General features: G+C 61.5%; 13 protein-coding genes and 1 pseudogene. 1 reads left to right on the forward strand and 13 read right to left on the reverse strand.

Features of this window, described 5'->3' with window-relative positions:
• Positions 1-135 precede the first annotated feature (135 nt).
• The 10 genes and pseudogenes from hemE to pilM all read right to left on the reverse strand — a co-directional run bounded on the left by hemE (position 136) and on the right by pilM (position 14,591).
• Positions 136-1,203, reverse strand: coding sequence for a uroporphyrinogen decarboxylase (hemE, locus tag ACVWVP_RS07575; RefSeq protein WP_176997225.1), 1,068 nt, complete (start codon positions 1,201-1,203; stop codon positions 136-138).
• A gap of 254 nt (positions 1,204-1,457) precedes the next feature.
• A complete protein-coding gene (locus tag ACVWVP_RS07580) occupies positions 1,458-2,876 on the reverse strand; it encodes an FAD-dependent oxidoreductase (RefSeq protein ID WP_060755199.1) in 1,419 nt (472 codons plus the stop codon).
• A gap of 32 nt (positions 2,877-2,908) precedes the next feature.
• The gene (gltB, locus tag ACVWVP_RS07585; RefSeq protein ID WP_178918598.1) at positions 2,909-7,354 is read right to left on the reverse strand and encodes a glutamate synthase large subunit; all 4,446 of its coding nucleotides are present in this window, start codon (positions 7,352-7,354) and stop codon (positions 2,909-2,911) included.
• A 351-nt stretch (positions 7,355-7,705) separates the two neighbouring features.
• On the reverse strand, positions 7,706-9,265 hold the full coding sequence (locus tag ACVWVP_RS07590; RefSeq protein WP_178918597.1) for an SPOR domain-containing protein: 1,560 nt from the start codon (positions 9,263-9,265) through the stop codon (positions 7,706-7,708).
• 10 nt (positions 9,266-9,275) lie between these two features.
• Complete coding sequence (aroB, locus tag ACVWVP_RS07595; RefSeq protein ID WP_178918596.1) at positions 9,276-10,376, reverse strand: 3-dehydroquinate synthase; 1,101 nt, start codon at positions 10,374-10,376, stop codon at positions 9,276-9,278.
• 124 nt (positions 10,377-10,500) lie between these two features.
• Positions 10,501-11,019, reverse strand: a complete 519-nt coding sequence (aroK, locus tag ACVWVP_RS07600; RefSeq protein ID WP_017138567.1) for a shikimate kinase AroK — start codon at positions 11,017-11,019, stop codon at positions 10,501-10,503.
• Between the two features lie 4 nt (positions 11,020-11,023).
• Positions 11,024-12,277: pseudogene (locus tag ACVWVP_RS07605) on the reverse strand (type IV pilus secretin PilQ); the annotation flags it as partial.
• Positions 12,278-12,418: 141 nt separating this feature from the next.
• Entirely contained in the window at positions 12,419-13,390 is a 972-nt protein-coding gene (locus ACVWVP_RS07610) for a pilus assembly protein PilP (protein WP_457405072.1), read from the reverse strand.
• Complete coding sequence (locus ACVWVP_RS07615) at positions 13,387-13,938, reverse strand: PilN domain-containing protein (protein ID WP_178918594.1); 552 nt, start codon at positions 13,936-13,938, stop codon at positions 13,387-13,389. The genes ACVWVP_RS07610 and ACVWVP_RS07615 overlap by 4 nt, the downstream gene beginning before the upstream one ends.
• Positions 13,938-14,591 (reverse strand): type IV pilus assembly protein PilM, encoded by a 654-nt coding sequence (gene pilM / locus ACVWVP_RS07620; protein WP_457405272.1) that lies wholly within the window; start codon positions 14,589-14,591, stop codon positions 13,938-13,940. Before pilM ends, ACVWVP_RS07615 begins: the two co-directional genes overlap by 1 nt.
• A 219-nt stretch (positions 14,592-14,810) precedes the next feature.
• On the opposite strand from pilM, the gene ACVWVP_RS07625 reads away from it, so the two are divergent.
• Positions 14,811-17,276: a penicillin-binding protein 1A gene (locus ACVWVP_RS07625; protein ID WP_457405075.1), complete on the forward strand. Its 2,466-nt coding sequence runs from the start codon at positions 14,811-14,813 to the stop codon at positions 17,274-17,276.
• 132 nt (positions 17,277-17,408) lie between these two features.
• Here ACVWVP_RS07625 and ACVWVP_RS07630 read toward each other — a convergent pair whose 3' ends face one another.
• From ACVWVP_RS07630 to rpmE, 3 genes are all read right to left on the reverse strand, one after another.
• A complete protein-coding gene (locus ACVWVP_RS07630; RefSeq protein ID WP_178918592.1) occupies positions 17,409-18,677 on the reverse strand; it encodes a malic enzyme-like NAD(P)-binding protein in 1,269 nt (422 codons plus the stop codon).
• A 178-nt stretch (positions 18,678-18,855) separates the two neighbouring features.
• Positions 18,856-19,653, reverse strand: a complete 798-nt coding sequence (locus tag ACVWVP_RS07635; RefSeq protein ID WP_457405078.1) for a thermonuclease family protein — start codon at positions 19,651-19,653, stop codon at positions 18,856-18,858.
• Between the two features lie 35 nt (positions 19,654-19,688).
• Positions 19,689-19,907, reverse strand: a complete 219-nt coding sequence (rpmE, locus tag ACVWVP_RS07640) for a 50S ribosomal protein L31 (protein WP_010213765.1) — start codon at positions 19,905-19,907, stop codon at positions 19,689-19,691.
• Between the last annotated feature and the right edge of the window lie 209 nt (positions 19,908-20,116).

The following is a 20,116-nucleotide window of genomic DNA, read 5'->3' on the forward strand; positions in this document are numbered from 1 at the left end:
GGGAGCTGGCTTGCCTGCGATAGCGGCGGTGAATTCAATGCAGCTATCGCAGCGGTGCGACGATTCGACAAGCCAGCTCCCACATTTTGACTTGTGTTCAGGCATGAAAAAGCCCGGTATCAAACCGGGCTTTTTTTATTCGTGATACTGCGCCGACAGCTCATGCACCGCACGCAGGAACGCGCCCGCATGTTCCGGGTTCACTTCCGGCGTGATGCCGTGGCCCAGGTTGAACACGTGCCCGGTGCCCTTGCCGTAGCTGGCCAGGATGCGGCCGACTTCGGTGCGGATCGCTTCCGGCTTGGCGTAGAGCACGGTCGGGTCCATATTGCCTTGCAGCGCGACGCGGTTGCCCACGCGCTGGCGGGCTTCGCCCAAATCACACGTCCAGTCCAGCCCCAGTGCATCGGCACCGGCGTCGGCGATGCTTTCCAGCCACAGGCCGCCGTTCTTGGTGAACAGGATGACCGGCACTTTACGGCCTTCGTGTTCGCGGATCAGGCCGCTGACGATCTTGCGCATGTAGGCCAGGGAAAACTCCTGGTACGCCGCCGCCGACAGGTTGCCGCCCCACGTATCGAAGATCTGCACCGCTTGCGCGCCGGCCATGATCTGGCCGTTGAGGTAGGAGGTGACCGACTGCGCCAGCTTGTCCAGCAGCAGGTGCATGGCTTGCGGGTTGTCGTAGAGCATGGCTTTGGTCTTGCGGAAGTCTTTCGACGAGCCGCCTTCGACCATGTAGGTGGCCAGGGTCCACGGGCTGCCGGAGAAACCGATCAGCGGCACGCGGCCGTTGAGTTCGCGGCGGATGGTGCTGACGGCGTCCATCACGTAACCGAGGTCTTTGTGCGGATCCGGGATCGGCAGGGCTTCGATGTCGGCCAGGGTGCTCACGACTTTCTTGAAACGCGGGCCTTCGCCGGTTTCGAAGTACAGGCCTTGGCCCATGGCGTCAGGGATGGTGAGGATGTCGGAAAAGAGGATGGCCGCGTCCAGTTGTGGGTAGCGGTCCAGCGGCTGCATCGTGACTTCGCAGGCGAACTCCGGGTTCATGCACAGGCTCATGAAATCACCGGCGTTGGCGCGGCTGGCGCGGTATTCCGGCAGGTAGCGACCGGCCTGGCGCATCATCCACACAGGGGTGACGTCCACGGGTTGCTTGAGCAGGGCACGAAGGAAACGGTCGTTCTTGAGGGCAGTCATGTCGGCATCCGCAAAAAAAGTGCGGGCATTTTCTCAGAGCCAGACGCAAAAGGCACGGAGTGAGCCGTGCCTTTTGTCTATCGGGTCAATTTGTCGCAATGACTGGCGTCGCAAACCCCAATGTGGAATGGGGTTTGTCTGGGAGCTGGCTTGCCTGCGATGGCATCACCTAGGTCTAACTGATAGACCGAGTTGCCTGCATCGCAGGCAAGCCCGCTCCCACATTTTGATCCCATTTCAAGTTGGGATCGGTGTCAGACCTGCAGGTAATCCAGGATCCCTTCGGCGGCATTGCGGCCTTCGAAGATCGCGGTGACCACCAGGTCAGAACCGCGCACCATGTCGCCACCCGCGAAGATCTTCGGGTTGCTGGTCTGGTGCTTGTACTGGCCTTGCTCCGGGGCCACGACGCGGCCCTGGCTGTCGGTCTGGATCTGGAACTGCTCGAACCACGGCGCCGGGCTTGGGCGGAAACCGAAAGCGATGACCACGGCGTCGGCCGGGATGATCTCTTCGGAACCCGGGATCGGCTCGGGGCTGCGGCGGCCACGGGCGTCCGGCTCGCCGAGACGGGTCTCGACCACCTTCACGCCTTCGACGCGGTCTTCACCCACGATCGCAATCGGCTGGCGGTTGTAGAGGAACTTCACGCCTTCTTCCTTGGCGTTCTTCACCTCTTTGCGCGAACCCGGCATGTTGGCTTCGTCACGACGGTACGCACAGGTCACCGACTTGGCGCCCTGGCGGATCGAAGTGCGGTTGCAGTCCATCGCGGTGTCACCACCGCCCAGCACCACGACCTTCTTGCCCTTCATGTCGACGAAGTCTTCCGGCGACTTTTCGAAACCCAGGTTGCGATTCACGTTGGCGATCAGGAAGTCCAGCGCGTCGTAGACGCCTGGCAGATCCTCACCGGCAAAGCCGCCCTTCATGTAGGTGTAGGTGCCCATGCCCATGAACACGGCATCGTATTCTTCGAGCAGTTGCTCCATGGTCACGTCTTTGCCGACCTCGGTGTTCAGGCGGAACTCGATGCCCATGCCGGTAAACACTTCACGACGGTTGCTCAGGACGGTTTTTTCCAGCTTGAACTCGGGGATACCGAAGGTCAGCAGGCCGCCGATTTCCGGGTTCTTGTCGAACACCACCGGAGTCACGCCGCCACGTACCAAGACGTCGGCACAGCCCAGGCCAGCAGGGCCGGCACCGATGATGGCAACGCGCTTGCCGGTCGGCTTGACCTTGGACATGTCCGGGCGCCAGCCCATGGCGAACGCGGTGTCGGTGATGTACTTCTCCACCGAACCGATGGTCACCGCGCCGAAGCCGTCATTGAGGGTGCAGGCACCTTCACACAGACGGTCTTGCGGGCACACCCGGCCGCAGACTTCCGGCAGGGTGTTGGTCTGATGCGACAGCTCGGCGGCGGCGAGGATGTTGCCCTCGGCCACCAGCTTGAGCCAGTTGGGAATGAAGTTGTGCACCGGGCACTTCCATTCGCAATACGGGTTACCGCACCCCAGGCAGCGGTGAGCCTGGTCGGCCGAGTGCTGGGGTTTGAAGGGCTCGTAGATTTCCACGAACTCTTTCTTGCGTTGACGCAACAGTTTCTTCTTCGGATCTTTGCGCCCGACATCGATGAACTGGAAGTCGTTATTCAGACGTTCAGCCATGTTAAAACCTCATCAAACTCTTCAGGCGCATATCACTGCGGGTTGGCACGGATGCTGGAAAGCAACGATTTCAAGTTGGCAGCCTTGGGCTTGACCAGCCAGAAACGACGCAGGTAATCATCGAGGTTTTCGGCGAGGTTGCGGCCCCATTCGCTGCCGGTTTCCTCGACGTACTCGTCCAGCACGTGCTGCAAGTGGTTCCGGTAGGACTCCATGGCTTCGCCGCTGATCCGCTGGATCTCGACCAACTCGTGGTTGACCTTGTCGACGAAGGTGTTGTCCTGGTCGAGCACGTAGGCGAAACCGCCGGTCATGCCCGAACCGAAGTTGTAACCGGTCTTGCCCAGTACCGCGACAAAGCCCCCGGTCATGTACTCGCAGCAGTGATCGCCAGTGCCTTCCACCACGGTGTGAGCACCGGAGTTACGCACGGCGAAACGCTCACCGGCAGTACCGGCCGCGAACAGCTTGCCACCGGTGGCGCCGTACAAGCAGGTGTTGCCGATGATGGCACTGTCCTGGGTCTTGTAGACGCTGCCTTTAGGCGGAACGATCACCAGCTTGCCGCCGGTCATGCCCTTGCCCACGTAGTCGTTGGCGTCGCCTTCCAAGTACATGTGCAGACCACCGGCGTTCCACACGCCAAAGCTCTGGCCTGCAGTGCCCTTGAAGCGGAAGGTGATCGGCGCCTTGGCCATGCCCTGGTTGCCGTGCTTGCGTGCGATTTCGCCGGAGATGCGTGCGCCGATGGAACGGTCGCAGTTACAGATATCCAGTTCGAATTCGCCACCGCTGGCTTCGCTGATTGCGCGACCGGCGATGTCCACCATCTTCTCGGCCAGCAGGCCTTTGTCGAACGGCGGGTTACGGTCCACACCACAGAACTGCGGCTTGTCGGCCGGGACGTGATCGCTGCCGAGCAACGGCGTGAGGTCCAGGTGGTGCTGCTTGGCGGTCTGGCCTTCGAGGATTTCCAGCAGATCGGTACGGCCGATCAGCTCTTCGAGGGAACGCACGCCCAGCTTGGCCAGCCACTCACGGGTCTCTTCGGCGACGTAGGTGAAGAAATTCACCACCATGTCGACGGTGCCGATGTAGTGATCCTTGCGCAGCTTCTCGTTCTGAGTGGCGACGCCAGTGGCGCAGTTGTTCAGGTGGCAGATACGCAGGTATTTGCACCCCAGGGCGATCATTGGCGCAGTACCGAAGCCGAAGCTTTCGGCGCCGAGGATCGCAGCCTTGATCACGTCGAGGCCGGTTTTCAGGCCGCCGTCGGTCTGTACACGCACCTTGCCGCGCAGGTCGTTGCCGCGCAGGGTCTGGTGGGTTTCGGCCAGGCCGAGTTCCCACGGTGCGCCGGCGTACTTGATGGAGGTCAGCGGCGAAGCACCGGTACCGCCGTCGTAGCCGGAGATGGTGATCAGGTCGGCATAGGCCTTGGCCACACCAGCGGCGATGGTACCGACGCCGGCTTCTGCTACCAGTTTCACCGAGACCAGGGCCTGCGGGTTGACTTGTTTCAGGTCGAAAATCAGCTGCGACAAGTCTTCAATCGAGTAGATGTCGTGGTGCGGTGGGGGCGAGATCAGGGTCACGCCCGGCACTGCGTAACGCAGCTTGGCGATCAGACCGTTGACCTTGCCGCCCGGCAGCTGGCCACCTTCACCCGGTTTGGCGCCTTGGGCCACCTTGATCTGCAGCACTTCGGCGTTGACCAGGTATTCCGGGGTCACACCAAAGCGGCCGGTCGCGACCTGCTTGATTTTCGAGCTCTTGATGGTGCCGTAGCGCGCCGGGTCTTCACCGCCTTCGCCGGAGTTGGAACGCGCACCCAGGCGGTTCATGGCTTCGGCCAGGGCTTCGTGAGCCTCGGGCGACAAGGCGCCCAGGGAGATACCGGCGGAGTCAAAGCGCTTGAGGATCGATTCCAGCGGCTCGACTTCGTTGATGTCCATCGCCGTGTCCAGGGTCTTCACCTTGAACAGGTCACGGATCATCGACACCGGGCGGTTATCCACCAGCGAGGTGTATTCCTTGAACTTGGCGTAGTCGCCCTGCTGCACGGCGGCTTGCAGGGTGTTGACCACGTCCGGGTTGTACGCGTGGTATTCGCCACCGTGCACGAACTTCAGTAGGCCGCCTTGCTGGATCGGCTTGCGCGCGCTCCAGGCTTCAGCTGCCAGGGCTTTCTGCTCGGCTTCGATGTCGACGAAACGCGCGCCCTTGATGCGGCTTGGCACGCCACGGAAGCTCAGTTCGCACACCTCTTCGGACAGGCCGATGGCTTCGAACAATTGCGCGCCACGGTAGGACGTGACGGTGGAGATACCCATCTTCGACAGGATCTTCAGCAAGCCCTTGGTGATGCCTTTACGGTAGTTCTTGAACACCTCGTAGAGGTCGCCCAGTACTTCACCGGTACGGATCAGGTCGCCCAGCACTTCGTAGGCCAGGAACGGGTACACCGCCGAGGCGCCGAAGCCGATCAACACCGCAAAGTGGTGCGGGTCACGCGCGGTGGCGGTTTCGACGAGGATGTTGGAATCGCAGCGCAGGCCTTTCTCGGTCAGGCGATGGTGCACCGCGCCGGTGGCCAGCGAGGCGTGGATCGGCAGCTTGCCTGGGGCAATGTGACGGTCGGTCAGCACGATCTGGGTACGACCGGCGCGCACGGCTTCTTCGGCCTGGTCGGCGACGTTGCGCACGGCGGCTTCAAGGCCGAGGCTCTCGTCGTAGTTCAGGTCGATGATCTGGCGGTCGAAGCCCGGGCGATCCAGGGTCATCAACGAGCGCCACTTGGCCGGCGAAATCACCGGCGAGCTGAGGATTACGCGGGAGGCGTGCTCAGGCGATTCCTGGAAGATGTTGCGCTCGGCACCGAGGCACACTTCCAGGGACATCACGATGGCTTCGCGCAGCGGGTCGATCGGTGGGTTGGTCACCTGGGCGAACTGCTGGCGGAAGTAGTCGTACGGCGTGCGCACGCGCTGGGACAGCACGGCCATCGGCGTGTCATCGCCCATGGAGCCGACGGCCTCGTAGCCTTGCTCGCCGAGCGGACGCAGCACCTGGTCGCGCTCTTCGAACGTGACCTGATACATCTTCATGTACTGCTTGAGCTGGTCGACGTCGTAGAAAGCCGAACCGTGGTCGTTGTCTTCCATGGTCGCCTGGATGCGCAGGGCGTTCTTACGCAGCCATTGCTTGTACGGGTGACGCGACTTCAAGCGGTTGTCGATGGCGTCGGTGTCGAGGATCTGCCCGGTTTCGGTGTCCACGGCCAGGATCTGGCCAGGGCCTACACGGCCTTTGGCGATCACGTCTTCTGGCTTGTAGTCCCACACGCCGATTTCCGACGCCAGGGTGATGAACCCGTTGGTGGTGGTGACCCAGCGCGCCGGGCGCAGACCGTTACGGTCGAGCAGGCACACCGCGTAGCGACCGTCGGTCATTACGACGCCGGCCGGGCCGTCCCACGGTTCCATGTGCATCGAGTTGTACTCGTAGAACGCACGCAGGTCCGGGTCCATGGTTTCGACGTTCTGCCACGCTGGCGGAATAATCATGCGCACGCCACGGAACAGGTCGATGCCGCCGGTGACCATCAACTCGAGCATGTTGTCCATGCTGGAGGAGTCGGAACCCACGCGGTTGACCAGCGGGCCGAGTTCTTCCAGGTCCATCAGGTCGTTGGCGAACTTGGTGCGACGGGCCACGGCCCAGTTGCGGTTGCCGGTGATGGTGTTGATCTCGCCGTTGTGGGCGAGGAAGCGGAACGGCTGGGCCAGCGGCCATTTCGGCAGGGTGTTGGTGGAGAAGCGCTGGTGGAACACGCAGATTGCGGTTTGCAGGCGCTCATCGCTCAGGTCTGGATAGAAGGCGGTGAGGTCCGCCGGCATCATCAGGCCTTTATAAATGATGGTCTTGTGGGAAAAGCTGCAGATGTAGTGGTCGGTGTCGGCGGCGTTGGCCACGGACGAGCGACGACGGGACGTGAACAGCTTGATCGCCATGTCCTGGTCGCTCAGGCCTTCGCCCGCGATGAACACTTGCTCGATCTGCGGCAGGCGTTCCAGGGCCAGGCGGCCGAGTACGCTGGTGTCGATAGGCACTTTGCGCCAGCCGACGAGTTGCAGGCCGGCAGCGAGGATCTCGCGGTTCATGTTCTCGCGAGCGGCCTCGGCTTTGACCGGGTCCTGGTTGAAGAACACCATGCCCACGGCGTACTGCTTGGGCAGGTCGACTGCAAATTGCTCTTTTGCGACAGCGCGCAGGAACAGGTCGGGCTTTTGAATGAGCAAGCCACAACCGTCACCGGTCTTGCCGTCGGCGTTGATCCCACCGCGGTGGGTCATGCAGGTCAGGGCCTCGATGGCCGTTTGCAAAAGGGTATGACTGGGTTCGCCCTGCATATGGGCTATCAGGCCGAAACCGCAGTTATCCTTGAATTCATCGGGTTGGTACAGACCTGCTTTCATAGACACTTTCTCACCAGGCTGCCTCTTATAACGAGGCAAATTTCTTTTCAATTCAACCGGTTACCTTCCACGCCGAACGTACGCCGGCTTAGCGGGGGCAAAAGGGAGGTCATTGTACACACCGACACGAACGCTCACAAATTTAGCGACGAAATGTCGCAAATCTATGTCGCATTTATGAAAGGTTTAAAGCGATATGCTGTGCTAGTCAAAACTTTTTTAATTCTGACCGCTACGACTCAAAAGCCACTGTGACGCAGACACCACAAAGCGCGCGGTCTCTAGAGACAGCACGCACTTGCGGTTTTTTTGAGGTGCCGGGAGGGCGGCCTGGGTAAGGCCGCCGGATCGTCAGCGAGTTGTTGCGAGTTCTTGTTGAACGCTGGCAACAGTGCGAGGCCAAGGTTTACCAGCCTGAACCTTCGCTGGCAAGGCCTTGATGGCAGAATCAGCCGCTGCACGGCTGGCGAAACTGCCATAGGTGATCACATAGAGAGGCTTGCCGTTGAGCACTTTCTTGAAATAACGGTACTCGCCGCCCTGCTCTTTCACAAACGCCTGGGCGTTGGCTTCGGAGCTGGTGCCGAGGATCTGCACCACGAAGTTGCCGGAAGGCTGACTGCCATACCAACCGCTACCCGCAGCACCGGCCTTGGCAACGGTGGCGGCCGGTTTCTCGGCAGGCTTGGCTGCTGGAGCTGGCTTGGCGGCTGGCGCAGGCGCGACCGGCTTGGTCACAGGCGCAGGCTTGGCGGTGGCAACGGTCGGTGCAGGGGTCGGCTTGGCAACTGCCGCCGGCTGGCCCGCTGGCACGCCCGCAGGCGGTGCAGTGGTGGTCACGGTTGGCGGCGTTGCGCTGGAACCTTCCACCGGCACGCCGTCGTCGCCTTCGGAGATGCCACCGGCCTCTTCAGCCAACGGACCGCGCATGACCGGCTGGCCGACCATCGGCAGGTTGGTCGGTTGGCCGGAATTGGCGAATTCGACATTTGGCGTGGGTTTGCCCAATGGCAACTGCGCCTGTTCGGTTGGCGCGCCGGCAGTCGTCGGTGCCTTGCTGCGGCCCGGGATCAACCAGGCGGCGGCTACGGCAACCACGACAACCGCGGAAATAGCCAATACGTGCTTCTTAGGCATAGTGAACCCCATCTTTGGACGCTTCACCGCAGAGCGGCTGGCAATCATGGCTTCGATCATTGCATCGCGGGCAACCTGGTTGATGGTGCCAGGCCAGCCGTCGGAGCTTTCGTGAATATCAGAGATCTGCTGGGCGGAGAAAAGTTCGATGCCCGCCCCCGCACCTTCCAGGCGCTGAGCCAGGTATTCGCGGGTTTCTTCCTCTTCGTACGGTTGCAGCTCGATGACGTGAAATAGCTCTTGATCACCGCTGATCTGCTCCAGATCGGCGATCAACGACGACTCACCGAACAGGAATACATGCGGACGGCCTTCCGGCGTGCCCGCCGCCAGCGCCAGCAGCGCTTCCAGGGCAGATTCGTCGAGCTGCTCGGCGTCGTCGACCAGCAAGTAGACTTCCTGGCCGGTCAGGCCCAGCTGTACCACCTGCTTGAGGATCGCGTTCGGCTCGGCAGTGGCCACGTCCAGGGCCTGGGCCACTTGGCGCAGCACACCCGCCGCATCACCGGCACCACGGGCCGACACCACCACGCTCTGTACCGACTGCTTGTTGGTGCTGGCCACCAGCGCCTGGCGCAGCAGGGTTTTGCCGCTGCCCAACGGGCCGGTCACGACCAGCAGCAGCTGGCTGTAACGCGCCAGGTGGTGCAACTGGCCGAGCACAGGCTTGCGCTGGGCCGGGAAAAATTTGAAGCCCGGCACCCGCGGAGCAAAAGGGTCGTGGCTTAACTGGTAATGGCCGAGGAACGCCTCGTCGGCATGCAAACTAGTCATCGGGATCTTATTAACCTTTAAGCTGGGCCAGGGCGCGGTAATCCGCTCCCAGCGTGGCCTGTAAAATCTCTTTCGGATAATCGTCGGTCACCACCGCTTCACCCATGCGGCGCAGCAGCACCAGTCGCAGTCGACCGTCGATCACTTTCTTGTCTATTGCCATATGTTCGAGGAAATCCGCCTCGGTCATTTCCTCCGGCGGGATGACCGGCAACCCGGCACGCTGGAACAGGCGAATGCCGCGATCGCGCTCCTGGGCGGTGATCCATCCCAGACGCTGCGACATGTCCAATGCCATCACCGTGCCAGCCGCCACGGCCTCCCCATGCAACCACACACCATAGCCCATGTGCGTTTCGATCGCATGGCCGAAGGTGTGGCCCAGGTTCAAGGTGGCCCGCACGCCGGACTCGCGCTCATCGGCATTTACCACCAGCGCCTTGGCGGCACAGGAGCGGGAAATAGCTTCGGTGAGTGCAACCTGGTCCAGGTTGCGCAGGGCGTCGACGTGCTCCTCCAGCCAGGCCAGGAACGGCTCGTCGCAGATCAGCCCGTACTTGATGACTTCCGCCAGGCCCGCCGACAGCTCGCGGGGCGGCAAGGTGTTGAGGGTGGCGGTGTCGATCAGCACGGCATTGGGCTGGTAGAACGCACCGACCATGTTCTTGCCCAGCGGGTGGTTGATACCGGTCTTGCCACCCACCGACGAATCGACCTGGGACAACAGCGTCGTGGGTACCTGGATAAAGTCCACACCGCGCTGGTAGCAGGCGGCCGCGAAGCCGGCCATGTCGCCGATCACCCCGCCGCCCAGGGCGATCACGGTGGTGCGGCGGTCATGCCGTGCCGTCAGCAGGCCATCAAAAATCAGTTGCAGGGTTTCCCAGTTCTTGTGGGCTTCGCCATCGGGCAGGATCACCGAGATCACCGAGTACGCCGCCAGGCTGCGACTCAGACGCTCAAGGTACAGGGGCGCGACCGTTTCGTTGGAAATGATCGCCACTTGCCGCCCCGCGATATGCGGCGCCAGCAACTCGGGCCTGTCCAACAAACCTTCGCCAATATGGATTGGGTAGCTGCGCTCGCCTAGATCGACCTTAAGTGTCTGCATGTGTCCCCGCGTGAAGATATATTTACGATCGGCAACGCTCGGTTCTGACGTCGCCTGATGGCTCTACGCCACACTCCGAAGGACCATGGCGCGCCGCCGAGAATAGCGCATTTCGGGCCTGGCTTTAACGGGGTGGCAACTGCTGCAAGCGCTCCAGAATGTCGAGGACGACCATTCGAGGCGGCCGCTCATCGGTTTCCACCACCAGATCGGCGATCTCCCGATAAAGCGGGTCGCGCAGCGTCAGCAGGTCCCGCAAGGTTTTTGCCGGGTCAGCTGTGCGCAGCAACGGGCGATTGCGATCGCGGGCGGTGCGGCCCACCTGCTGCTCGACCGACGCATGCAGATAGACCACCCGACCACCGGCATGCAGCGCACGACGGTTTTCATCGCGCATCACCGCACCACCGCCGGTAGCCAATACCACGCCGTCGCAGCCGCACAGCTCGGCAATCATCGCCTGCTCGCGGTCGCGAAAGCCCAGCTCGCCTTCCTTATCGAAGATCCAAGGGATATTGGCACCCGTGCGCAATTCAATTTCCTTGTCGGAATCTTTGAACGGCAGGCGCAGCTCTTTGGCCAGCAAACGGCCGATGGTGCTTTTTCCAGCCCCCATCGGTCCTACAAGAATCAAATTTCGCACAGAATCAACGACTCACAGCAATCGCCTGGTTATTCATAATACGCGGAGTCAGGAATACCAGCAGCTCGGATTTTTTCTCCGCCAGCACATCGCGCCGGAAAAGGCGGCCAAGATACGGCACATCGCCCAAAAATGGCACCTTATCTACCACTTTGCTTTGGGTATTGGAGAAAACCCCGCCGATGACGATGGTCTCGCCATCTTTGACCAGCACCTTGGCGTTGACCTCGTTTTTCTTGATCGGCGGCACATCGTTGAGTTTGTTCAGGTAGTCGGGCTCGTCCTTGGTGACCTTGACCTCCATGATCACGCGGTCGTCGGGGGTGATTTGCGGGGTCACCTCCAGCGACAGCGAGGCCTCCTTGAAGGACACCGAGGTGGCGCCGCTGGAACTGGACTCCTGGTAGGGAATTTCGGTGCCCTTGAGGATTCGCGCGGTTTCCTTGTCGGACGTCACCACCTTGGGCTGCGAGACGATTTCGCCATTACCGGTTTTTTCCATGGCGGTCAGCTCAAGGTCCAGCAACAGGTTGTCGGTGATAAAGGCGAGGCCAAGGCCTGAAGTCCCCGTCAGCGAGCCTAAATCGACAAACGGCGAACTGGGCGGGCTTTCCGGCAACTCTGCGCCTTCGGCCAACGGCTTGTCGATGCCCCCCGCGTTCCAATTGCCTCGGTTCAGCCGCCCGCCCCAGCGCACGCCCAGGCTTTTGTCGTAATCGACATTGGCCTCGACGATTCGCGCCTCGATCATCACCTGGCGCACCGGCACATCCAACTGCGCCACGATGCGCCGCAGCTCGTCGAGCCGCTCGCCAGTCTGATAGGCAATGATGTTGTTGGTGCGATCATCAACAGCCACCGAGCCTCGTTCATCCGTGGCGCCCTCCAGGCCGCTCACCGACTGGAACAACTTGGCCAGGTCGGCCGCCTTGGCGTAGTTGACCTGCAACAACTCGCGACGCAAAGGCGCCAGCTCGGCGATCTGCTTGCGCGACTCCAATACCAGCAGTTCGCGGGCGGCGAGCTCTTCGGCAGGCGCCACCAGTAACACACCCGCCTTCACTCGCTTATCCAAACCCTTGCTTTGCAACACCAGGTCCAGCGCCTGATCCCACGGCACGTCCTTGAGCCTCAACGTGATTGAGCCCTGCACCTCATCGCTGGCCACCAGGTTCAAGCCGGCCACGTCGGCAATTTGCTGCAACACGGCGCGCAGCTCGATGTTCTGGAAATTCAGGCTCAATGTGTCGCCGCTGTAGGTGCTCAGAGGCGCACTGGCAGGTGGCGGCAGTTGGATCAAATCCACGCGATTGGGCACAGCGAAAGCCATCGGTGCTGTGAACGCTATCCATAGCGCCACACCGAAGGACGAGAAAGTCCTTTTCATTGTTTGATTCCGTTATGAGTTGACGTTTAACAAGAGGGTTCGCGAGCGCTCCAGCCAGGCACCCTGTTCATCGGGAAACAGCTCGGCGAGCTCCACATGACCCGACGTAATGGCGGTCACCCGGCCATGGTTGGGGCCCAGGTAGTCGCCGACCGCCAGCCGATGCACCTTCGACGCCGCACGCAGCAAGGCGAAGGTTTGCTCGCCACGGGACAGCGTGCCGACCATTTCGAACCGGTCGACTGCCAGCCCCTCCAGCACTCCACGGGCACGGGTCAGGTCCGGTGCGGGTGCCCGCCGACCAGGCAGATAATCGCTAGGCGACACCGCCGACTGAAAGGGGTCACGCAGAGAAGCCGCCGCGTAGACAAACCGCTCTCGCGGCGCGACCGGCAGGCCGGGCCGAGCATGCGGTGATGAGCTGCGATAGGCCTTTACCAGTAGATCGAGGCGCAACATCGAGCCGTCCCGGCGAAGCGCTACATCGTGCACAGTGACGATGCTCGACAGGCCACCCAAGGCGCTGACGAAGGCAGCGAGGTTGTGATACGCGCCAAAAATACCGAGCTGCAACGGTTCCGCGACATAGAGCGAACCAGCCTCTGCATCCAGTACGGTGACGTCCTCAACCACCAGATCATTGGTCGCCGCCAGACGCGCGATGTCATCCAACAAACCAGGCACATCGGACACACCAGGCAACTGCCGCAACAGCCCCAACACCGTGTCCTGCATCAATTGAACCTGACGCGCGCGGTCTTCGAGGCTGGAAGCAACGCCGGCCTTTTGCTCAAGCTCCTGGCGCAGGGCAACTTCACGCACCTCAGCCGCCTTCAACTGCTCACGGGATGGGCCCATGACCAATCCATCACCCACCCACAACACCACGCCTGCGAGCGCGCAGCCCAACAGGGCCTTACCCGGCAGGGGCCATTGGGTAGCGTTGTGAGAGAGTGTGGATAAGTCGAGCCTGGGCAGGCTCAAGGCTGGGCCTCGGTGGACTCGCCCTGGCGCACCATCAATTGAAACTCGTTGTTTCCGCGCCCGCCCTCCGCACGCACATGCTGCAACTGCGTGGCGTGGGTACCTTGCGAAGCCTCCAGGCGCCGCATCAGTTGGGCGATGTCCTGGCTGGACTCCGCGCTGCCGCTGACGCTGATCGTGTCGCCGTTGGCCACTACTTCGTGCAGGTGTACGCCCTCGGGCACCGCGCGGGCCAGTTGATCAAACATCTGGGTGCTGGAGGAGCGGGCATCATGCAGGTCTTGCACGACTTTCATCCGCTCAGCCAATTGCTGGCTCTGCTCCTGCAGGCTGTCGATGGTCTTGATGCGCGCGTCGACGACAGCCACTTCCTTGTTCAAATGGCTGTTGCGCGCCACTTGTCGGTCGATGGCCTGATCGATCACCTGGTCTGCCAGCCACACCGCTGCGAGTGCGGCACAGCCGAACGCCAGCAAAAACATCAGAAAGTATTTGCGCTTGCGCTGCTCCAGCGCCTGGCGCCAAGGCAAAAGGTTGATGCGTGTCATCAAGCAAAACTCCTCAGGGCCAACCCGCAAGCAATTCCCATCCCTTGGGCATCCACGGCCCATTGTGCGCCATCGACTCGATGGCCCGGCGTGAAGCTGGCGAAATCCTGACTGCAAGCGCGCTCCAATGCAAACCCTTCGACGTCCACCACCTGTGCCACGAGGCCGGCGCGGGTCAAAACCGTTGCGCGCGCTTCGACTTGTTCCCTGAGACAGGCGGCCAGCAGCACCTCGACCCGGGCAGGGTCCTGGGGCGAAGGTCCCTTGACCTGAAAGTCGATGGCCACCTCATCCAGCGGGTAAGGAATGTACTGGTCGGCCTCCATCTGGATGCGCCAAGCCATTTCTTCGTCGCTGAGCCCCGCTTCCAGCTCGATCACGCGCGTAATGACTGAAGGCCCGGCAACGGCAACCGCCGCCAGCCGTGTGGAGGCCAGCGACCGGGACACCGCCTCGTGCAAGGCGTACCCGACTGCCTCGAGGTCCAGCAGCGTGCCATCAACCACCGCATGGGCCGCCAGCGCCTGGGTGGCATAGCCCTGCACCGTATACACACTGCCTGAACGGCCCAACTCAACCAGCTTGATCCCCGCGTCATTGATATCGACGCCCAGGACGCTGTCGTTTTTTCGCCTGAAAAATCCCTTTCTCATAAAACTCCCTAAAACTTTGCCTGTCATACCAGCCTGATTGCCGCTGGGCGCCCTGCATTCGGTCGGCTTGTTTAAGTGGTGCGAATGACGCCCCAAGCCGAAAAATGCTTTAATGCCCAGCGTTTTTTCCCGCTTTTTATCTGCAGCTCGGGTCGATCCATCGTTTGCCATGCATGCCCCGACGCGTAACTCTTTCTTTTCTCTGGAAATCCAAAAGCCTTGATTCGTCTGCTGAAGTTTTTCGGGTACTCCATTGTCGCGATTGTCTGCGGGCTGCTGCTCGTGCTCAGCGGTGCCTACCTCTACCTTAGTCCGGGTTTGCCCTCCGTAGAGGCCCTCAGAAGTATCCAGTTGCAGATTCCTTTGCGGGTCTACAGCAGCGATGAAAAGCTGATCGCGGAGTTCGGCGAAATGCGCCGCACACCGATCCGTTTCGCCGATATTCCACCCAATTTCATCAGCGCCTTGCTGTCGGCCGAAGACGATAACTTCGCCAACCACTACGGCGTCGACCCCAGCAGCCTGGTGCGTGCAGCCACGCAGTTGGTAAAAAGCGGACACATTCAATCCGGGGGCAGCACCATCACCATGCAGGTGGCGAAGAACTTCTTCCTCACCAGCGAGCGCAGCTTCTCGCGCAAGGCCACCGAGATCCTGCTGGCCCTGCAAATCGAACGTCAGCTGACCAAGGACGAGATCCTTGAGCTGTATGTGAACAAGATCTACCTGGGCAACCGCGCCTACGGGATCGAAGCCGCGTCCCAGGTGTACTACGGCAAGTCCATCCGTGACGCCAGCCTGGCGCAAATGGCGATGATCGCCGGCCTGCCGAAGGCCCCTTCGCGCTTCAACCCCCTGGCCAACCCGGCGCGCAGCAAAGAGCGCCGCGACTGGATCCTGGGGCGCATGTACAAGCTGGGCAAGATCGACCAGGCCGCCTATGAAAGCGCCGTGGCCGAACCGCTGAACGCCAGCTACCACGTGCCGACGCCGGAAGTGAATGCGCCGTACATCGCTGAAATGGCCCGCGCCGAGATGGTCGGCCGCTATGGCAGCGATGCCTACACCGAAGGCTTCCGCGTAACCACAACGGTGCCGAGCGACCTGCAGGAAATCGCCAACAACTCGGTGCATTCCGGGCTGATCACCTACGACCAGCGTCACGGCTACCGCGGCCCCGAGTCGCGCCTGCCGGGCAAGACCCTGAGCGCCTGGACCACCGAGCTGGGCAAGCAGCGCCCGATCAGCGGCCTGGAGCCTGCCATCGTCACCCAGGTGAAGAAAGATGGCGTGCAAGTGCTGACCCGCACCGGCGAAGCCCATGTGAGCTGGGACAGCATGAAGTGGGCGCGCCCCTTCCTGAATACCAACAGCATGGGCCCGATGCCCAAGCAGCCGTCTGACGTCGCGCAAGTGGGCGACCTGATCCGCGTGCAGCGCCAAAAGGACGACAGCCTGAAGTTCAGCCAGGTGCCGCTGGCCCAGGGTGCGCTGGTGTCCCTGGACCCGCAGAACGGTGCGATCCGCGCGCTGGTCGGTGGTTTTGCCTTCGAGCAGAGCAACTACAACCGCGCCACCCAGGCCAAGCGCCAGCCGGGCTCGAGCTTCAAGCCGTTCATCTACAGCGCGGCCCTGGATAACGGCTACACCGCCGCCAGCCTGGTCAACGATGCACCGATCGTGTTCGTCGACGAATACCTGGACAAGGTCTGGCGCCCGAAGAACGACACCAACACGTTCCTCGGCCCGATCCGCGTGCGTGAAGCGCTGTACAAGTCGCGTAACCTGGTGTCGATCCGCCTGCTGCAGGCCATGGGTGTCGGCAAGACCATCGACTACATCACGCGCTTTGGCTTCAACAAGTCGGACCTGCCGCCGAACCTGTCCCTGGCCCTGGGTACCGCGACCCTCACGCCCATGGAAATCGCCACGGGCTGGAGTACGTTTGCCAACGGCGGCTACAAGATCTCGCCGTACCTGATCGATAAGGTCGAAAGCCGTAACGGCGAAACCCTGTTCACCGCCAACCCTCCACGGGTGCCAGGCGATGTGGTCAACGGTGTGGCCGCTACCGACGGCCTGGCAGCGCCAAGCCACGGCGGCATCACCATCGAACCGACACCAGGTGCAGCGCCAGCCGCAAGCACCACTGCACCGGCCGAGCCCCAGGCGCCGGCGGTTGCCGAACGCGTGGTGGATGGCCGTACCACCTACATCCTCAACAGCATCCTTGAGGACGTGATCAAGAAAGGCACCGGCCGTCGTGCACTGGCCCTGGGCCGTGCAGACATCGCCGGCAAGACCGGTACGACGAACGACTCCAAAGATGCCTGGTTCTCCGGCTACAACGCCGATTACGTAACCACCGTCTGGACCGGCTACGACCAGCCGGAAAGCCTGGGCCGCCGCGAGTTTGGTGGCACCGTGGCACTGCCGATCTGGATGAGCTACATGGGTGCAGCCCTCAAAGACAAGCCGCTGCACACCCAGCCAGAGCCGGAAGGCATCCTCAGCCTGCGGATCGACCCGATCAGCGGCCGCGCGGCCTCGCCGAGCACGCCGAATGCGTACTTCGAACTGTTCAAGAGCGAAGACACGCCGCCGTCGGTCAACGAGCTGGACAATGGCGTTGCACCGGGCAGCCCGCTGCCAGCGGATGAAGCGGCGCCGATCGACCTGTTCTGACGCAGATCGAATGTGGGAGCGGGCTTGCCCGCTCCCACATTGGGTGTTGCGCAACTCTTGGGTTTATCGCCAGGTACAAAAAAAGCCCCGACTCGCAAGAGCCGGGGCTTTTTGTTGGTGCGCTACAACGGCTTAGCCGTTGAACACATCATCCACGCTTTTGAGCGGGTAGTGCTTCGGATACGGCAGGGTAGCCACGCCGGTCTCGATGGCGGCCTTGGCCACGGCATCGGAGATCAGGGTGATCAAGCGCTTGTCCATTGGTTTCGGGATGATGTACTCACGACCGAATTCCAGTTTGATACCGCCGTAGGCATCACACACTTCCTGAGGAACCGGCAGCTTGGCCAGTTCACGCAGGGCGTTGGCGGCCGCCACTTTCATTTCTTCGTTGATGCGCTTGGCGCGAACGTCCAGGGCACCACGGAAGATGAACGGGAAGCCCAGTACGTTGTTGACCTGGTTCGGGTAGTCCGAACGGCCGGTCGCCATGATCACGTCGCTGCGGGTGGCGTGAGCCAGTTCCGGAGAGATTTCTGGATCAGGGTTGGAGCAGGCGAACACGATCGGGTTGGCCGCCATGGACTTCAGGCCTTCGGCGCTCAGCAGGTTCGGGCCGGACAGGCCAACGAACACGTCTGCACCGTCAAGGGCGTCAGCCAGGCTGCGCTTGTCGGTCGCGTGGGCGAACATCGCCTTGTACTGGTTCAGGTCGGTACGCTCGGACTGGACCACGCCCTTGCTGTCGACCATGAAGATGTTTTCCAGCTTGGCGCCCATGCTCACCAGCAACTTCATGCAGGAGATGGCCGCTGCGCCAGCGCCCAGGCAGACGATCTTGGCGTCAGCCAGGGTTTTGCCAGCGATTTCCAGGGCGTTGATCATGCCGGCTGCGGTGACGATCGCCGTGCCGTGCTGGTCATCGTGGAATACCGGAATGTCGCACTGTTCGATCAGGGCCTTTTCGATCTCGAAGCACTCAGGTGCCTTGATGTCTTCCAGGTTGATGCCACCAAAGGTGATGGAAATGCGCTTGACGGTGTCGATGAAAGCCTGCGGGCTTTCGGAGTCGACTTCGATGTCGAAAACGTCGATGCCGGCAAAGCGCTTGAACAGCACGCCTTTACCTTCCATGACTGGCTTGGAAGCCAATGGGCCGAGGTTGCCCAGGCCCAGAATCGCGGTGCCATCGGAAATCACTGCAACCAGGTTGCCTTTGCCGGTGTACTTGTACGCCAGTTCAGGGTCGCGGGCGATTTCACGTACGGGCTCGGCAACACCAGGGCTGTAGGCCAGCGACAGGTCGCGAGCGGTGGCAGTGGCTTTGGTGAGCTCTACACTCAGCTTTCCTGGACGAGGATGGGCATGATATTCGAGAGCGGCAGTTTTCAAATCAGACATATCGGCATTCCGCTTTTACTGTTGGTCGACGGACCGCCGAGGATACGCGTGTCGCAAAGTCCCCACAAGACTGGGCAGTCACAGGTGTCAAGGGCCCTGCGCTACGACTTTCGGCCAAGAGCCACGGGATACAAGGGCTCAACTGTTCACAATCGACATAAAAAATGTCTACAATTTTTTATTCAAACGACGATTTGAGCATACCGGGATCGGTGAGCGCCAGGAGCCAGCGCCCCCGCCCCTTTTTCAGGCCGTCTCGCCGAGAGCGATCCTGCACCCAGCCACGCGCCTCGATTTTCATGCCTTCCAGACCATCGAGCCAGGCACTGTCGAATTGTCGAGCCATATCGGGTGCAATGCGTAATACCAGTGCCCCCTCCAAGTCGATCCAAATACCGCCGCGATTGCGTTCTATCTTGCTCACCCGGCCGCTGACCAAGGCAAAGCCGGATTGCCTGAGCTGGGTGACAGGCTGCACGGGCGACTGCCGCCACACCCCCAGCCGTGCCTGGCGCGCACTGTTTTCGGCCAACAGCTGGCACGTGACGAGGTCCACGTTGGGCGCCACACCCACCTGGAACCCCAGGCCCTGCGCCAGCAACTGCGCTTCCAGGTTTTCGCCGTCAGCCCCATAGAGGTGGGCCAGGGTTCGGCCATACCGGTCTTTGCTCTCACGCCCAGGCACCATGCCTAGCTGGCCATCGCTGGCATGCACCAAGGCTTGCAGGTGCTGGCGGGCAGCGACGGCATAAGGCTCGTCAGTGAGGCCTTTCTTGGCGGTTTCGGGGGTATTGAGGCCAATCATCCGCACGCTGCGACCGTCCTTGAGGCGGACCGTGTCGCCATCGACCACGCGCTGCACCTCCACCCTGGCCACGTTGGCCGGCGCGGGGCAAAACACCTGGGCCTGGGCGGCCGACAGCCAAATCCCAGGCACAAAAAAGGCGCCCACCAGGGACGCCTTTTTCATCAGCATGGAAAAACCGTATCGGCCTCCCACATTGATCGGCCTTAGGCCTTTTTGGCACCGAAAGCGCCGAAACGGTCAGCAAAGCGCTGTACACGGCCGCCGGTGTCCAGAGTCTTCTGCTTACCGGTGTAGAACGGGTGGCACTCGTTGCATACGTCAGTACCCAGTGGCTTGCACAGGTTCGAACGGGTTTCGAACTTGTTGCCGCAGCTGCAGGTGACTTCGATGGTTTCGTACGCTGGATGGATATCGGCTTTCATGGCACTTCCTCAGGCTAGCGTGCCGCCACTCGACACTATTGTCGAATACCGCACGTAATTAGGCCGCGGATTCTACCAGACCTTTTTAAACGCGCAAGCGGCGGTGCCGGCCGATTCCGCACATATAAGCCCCTTTCATCAGAAATACCTATGCACCCCTACTTCCCTGTGGGAGCGGGCTTGCTCGCGAATACGGTAGAACAGCCGCT

The sequence above is a fragment of the Pseudomonas sp. TE24901 genome, from assembly GCF_054058375.1.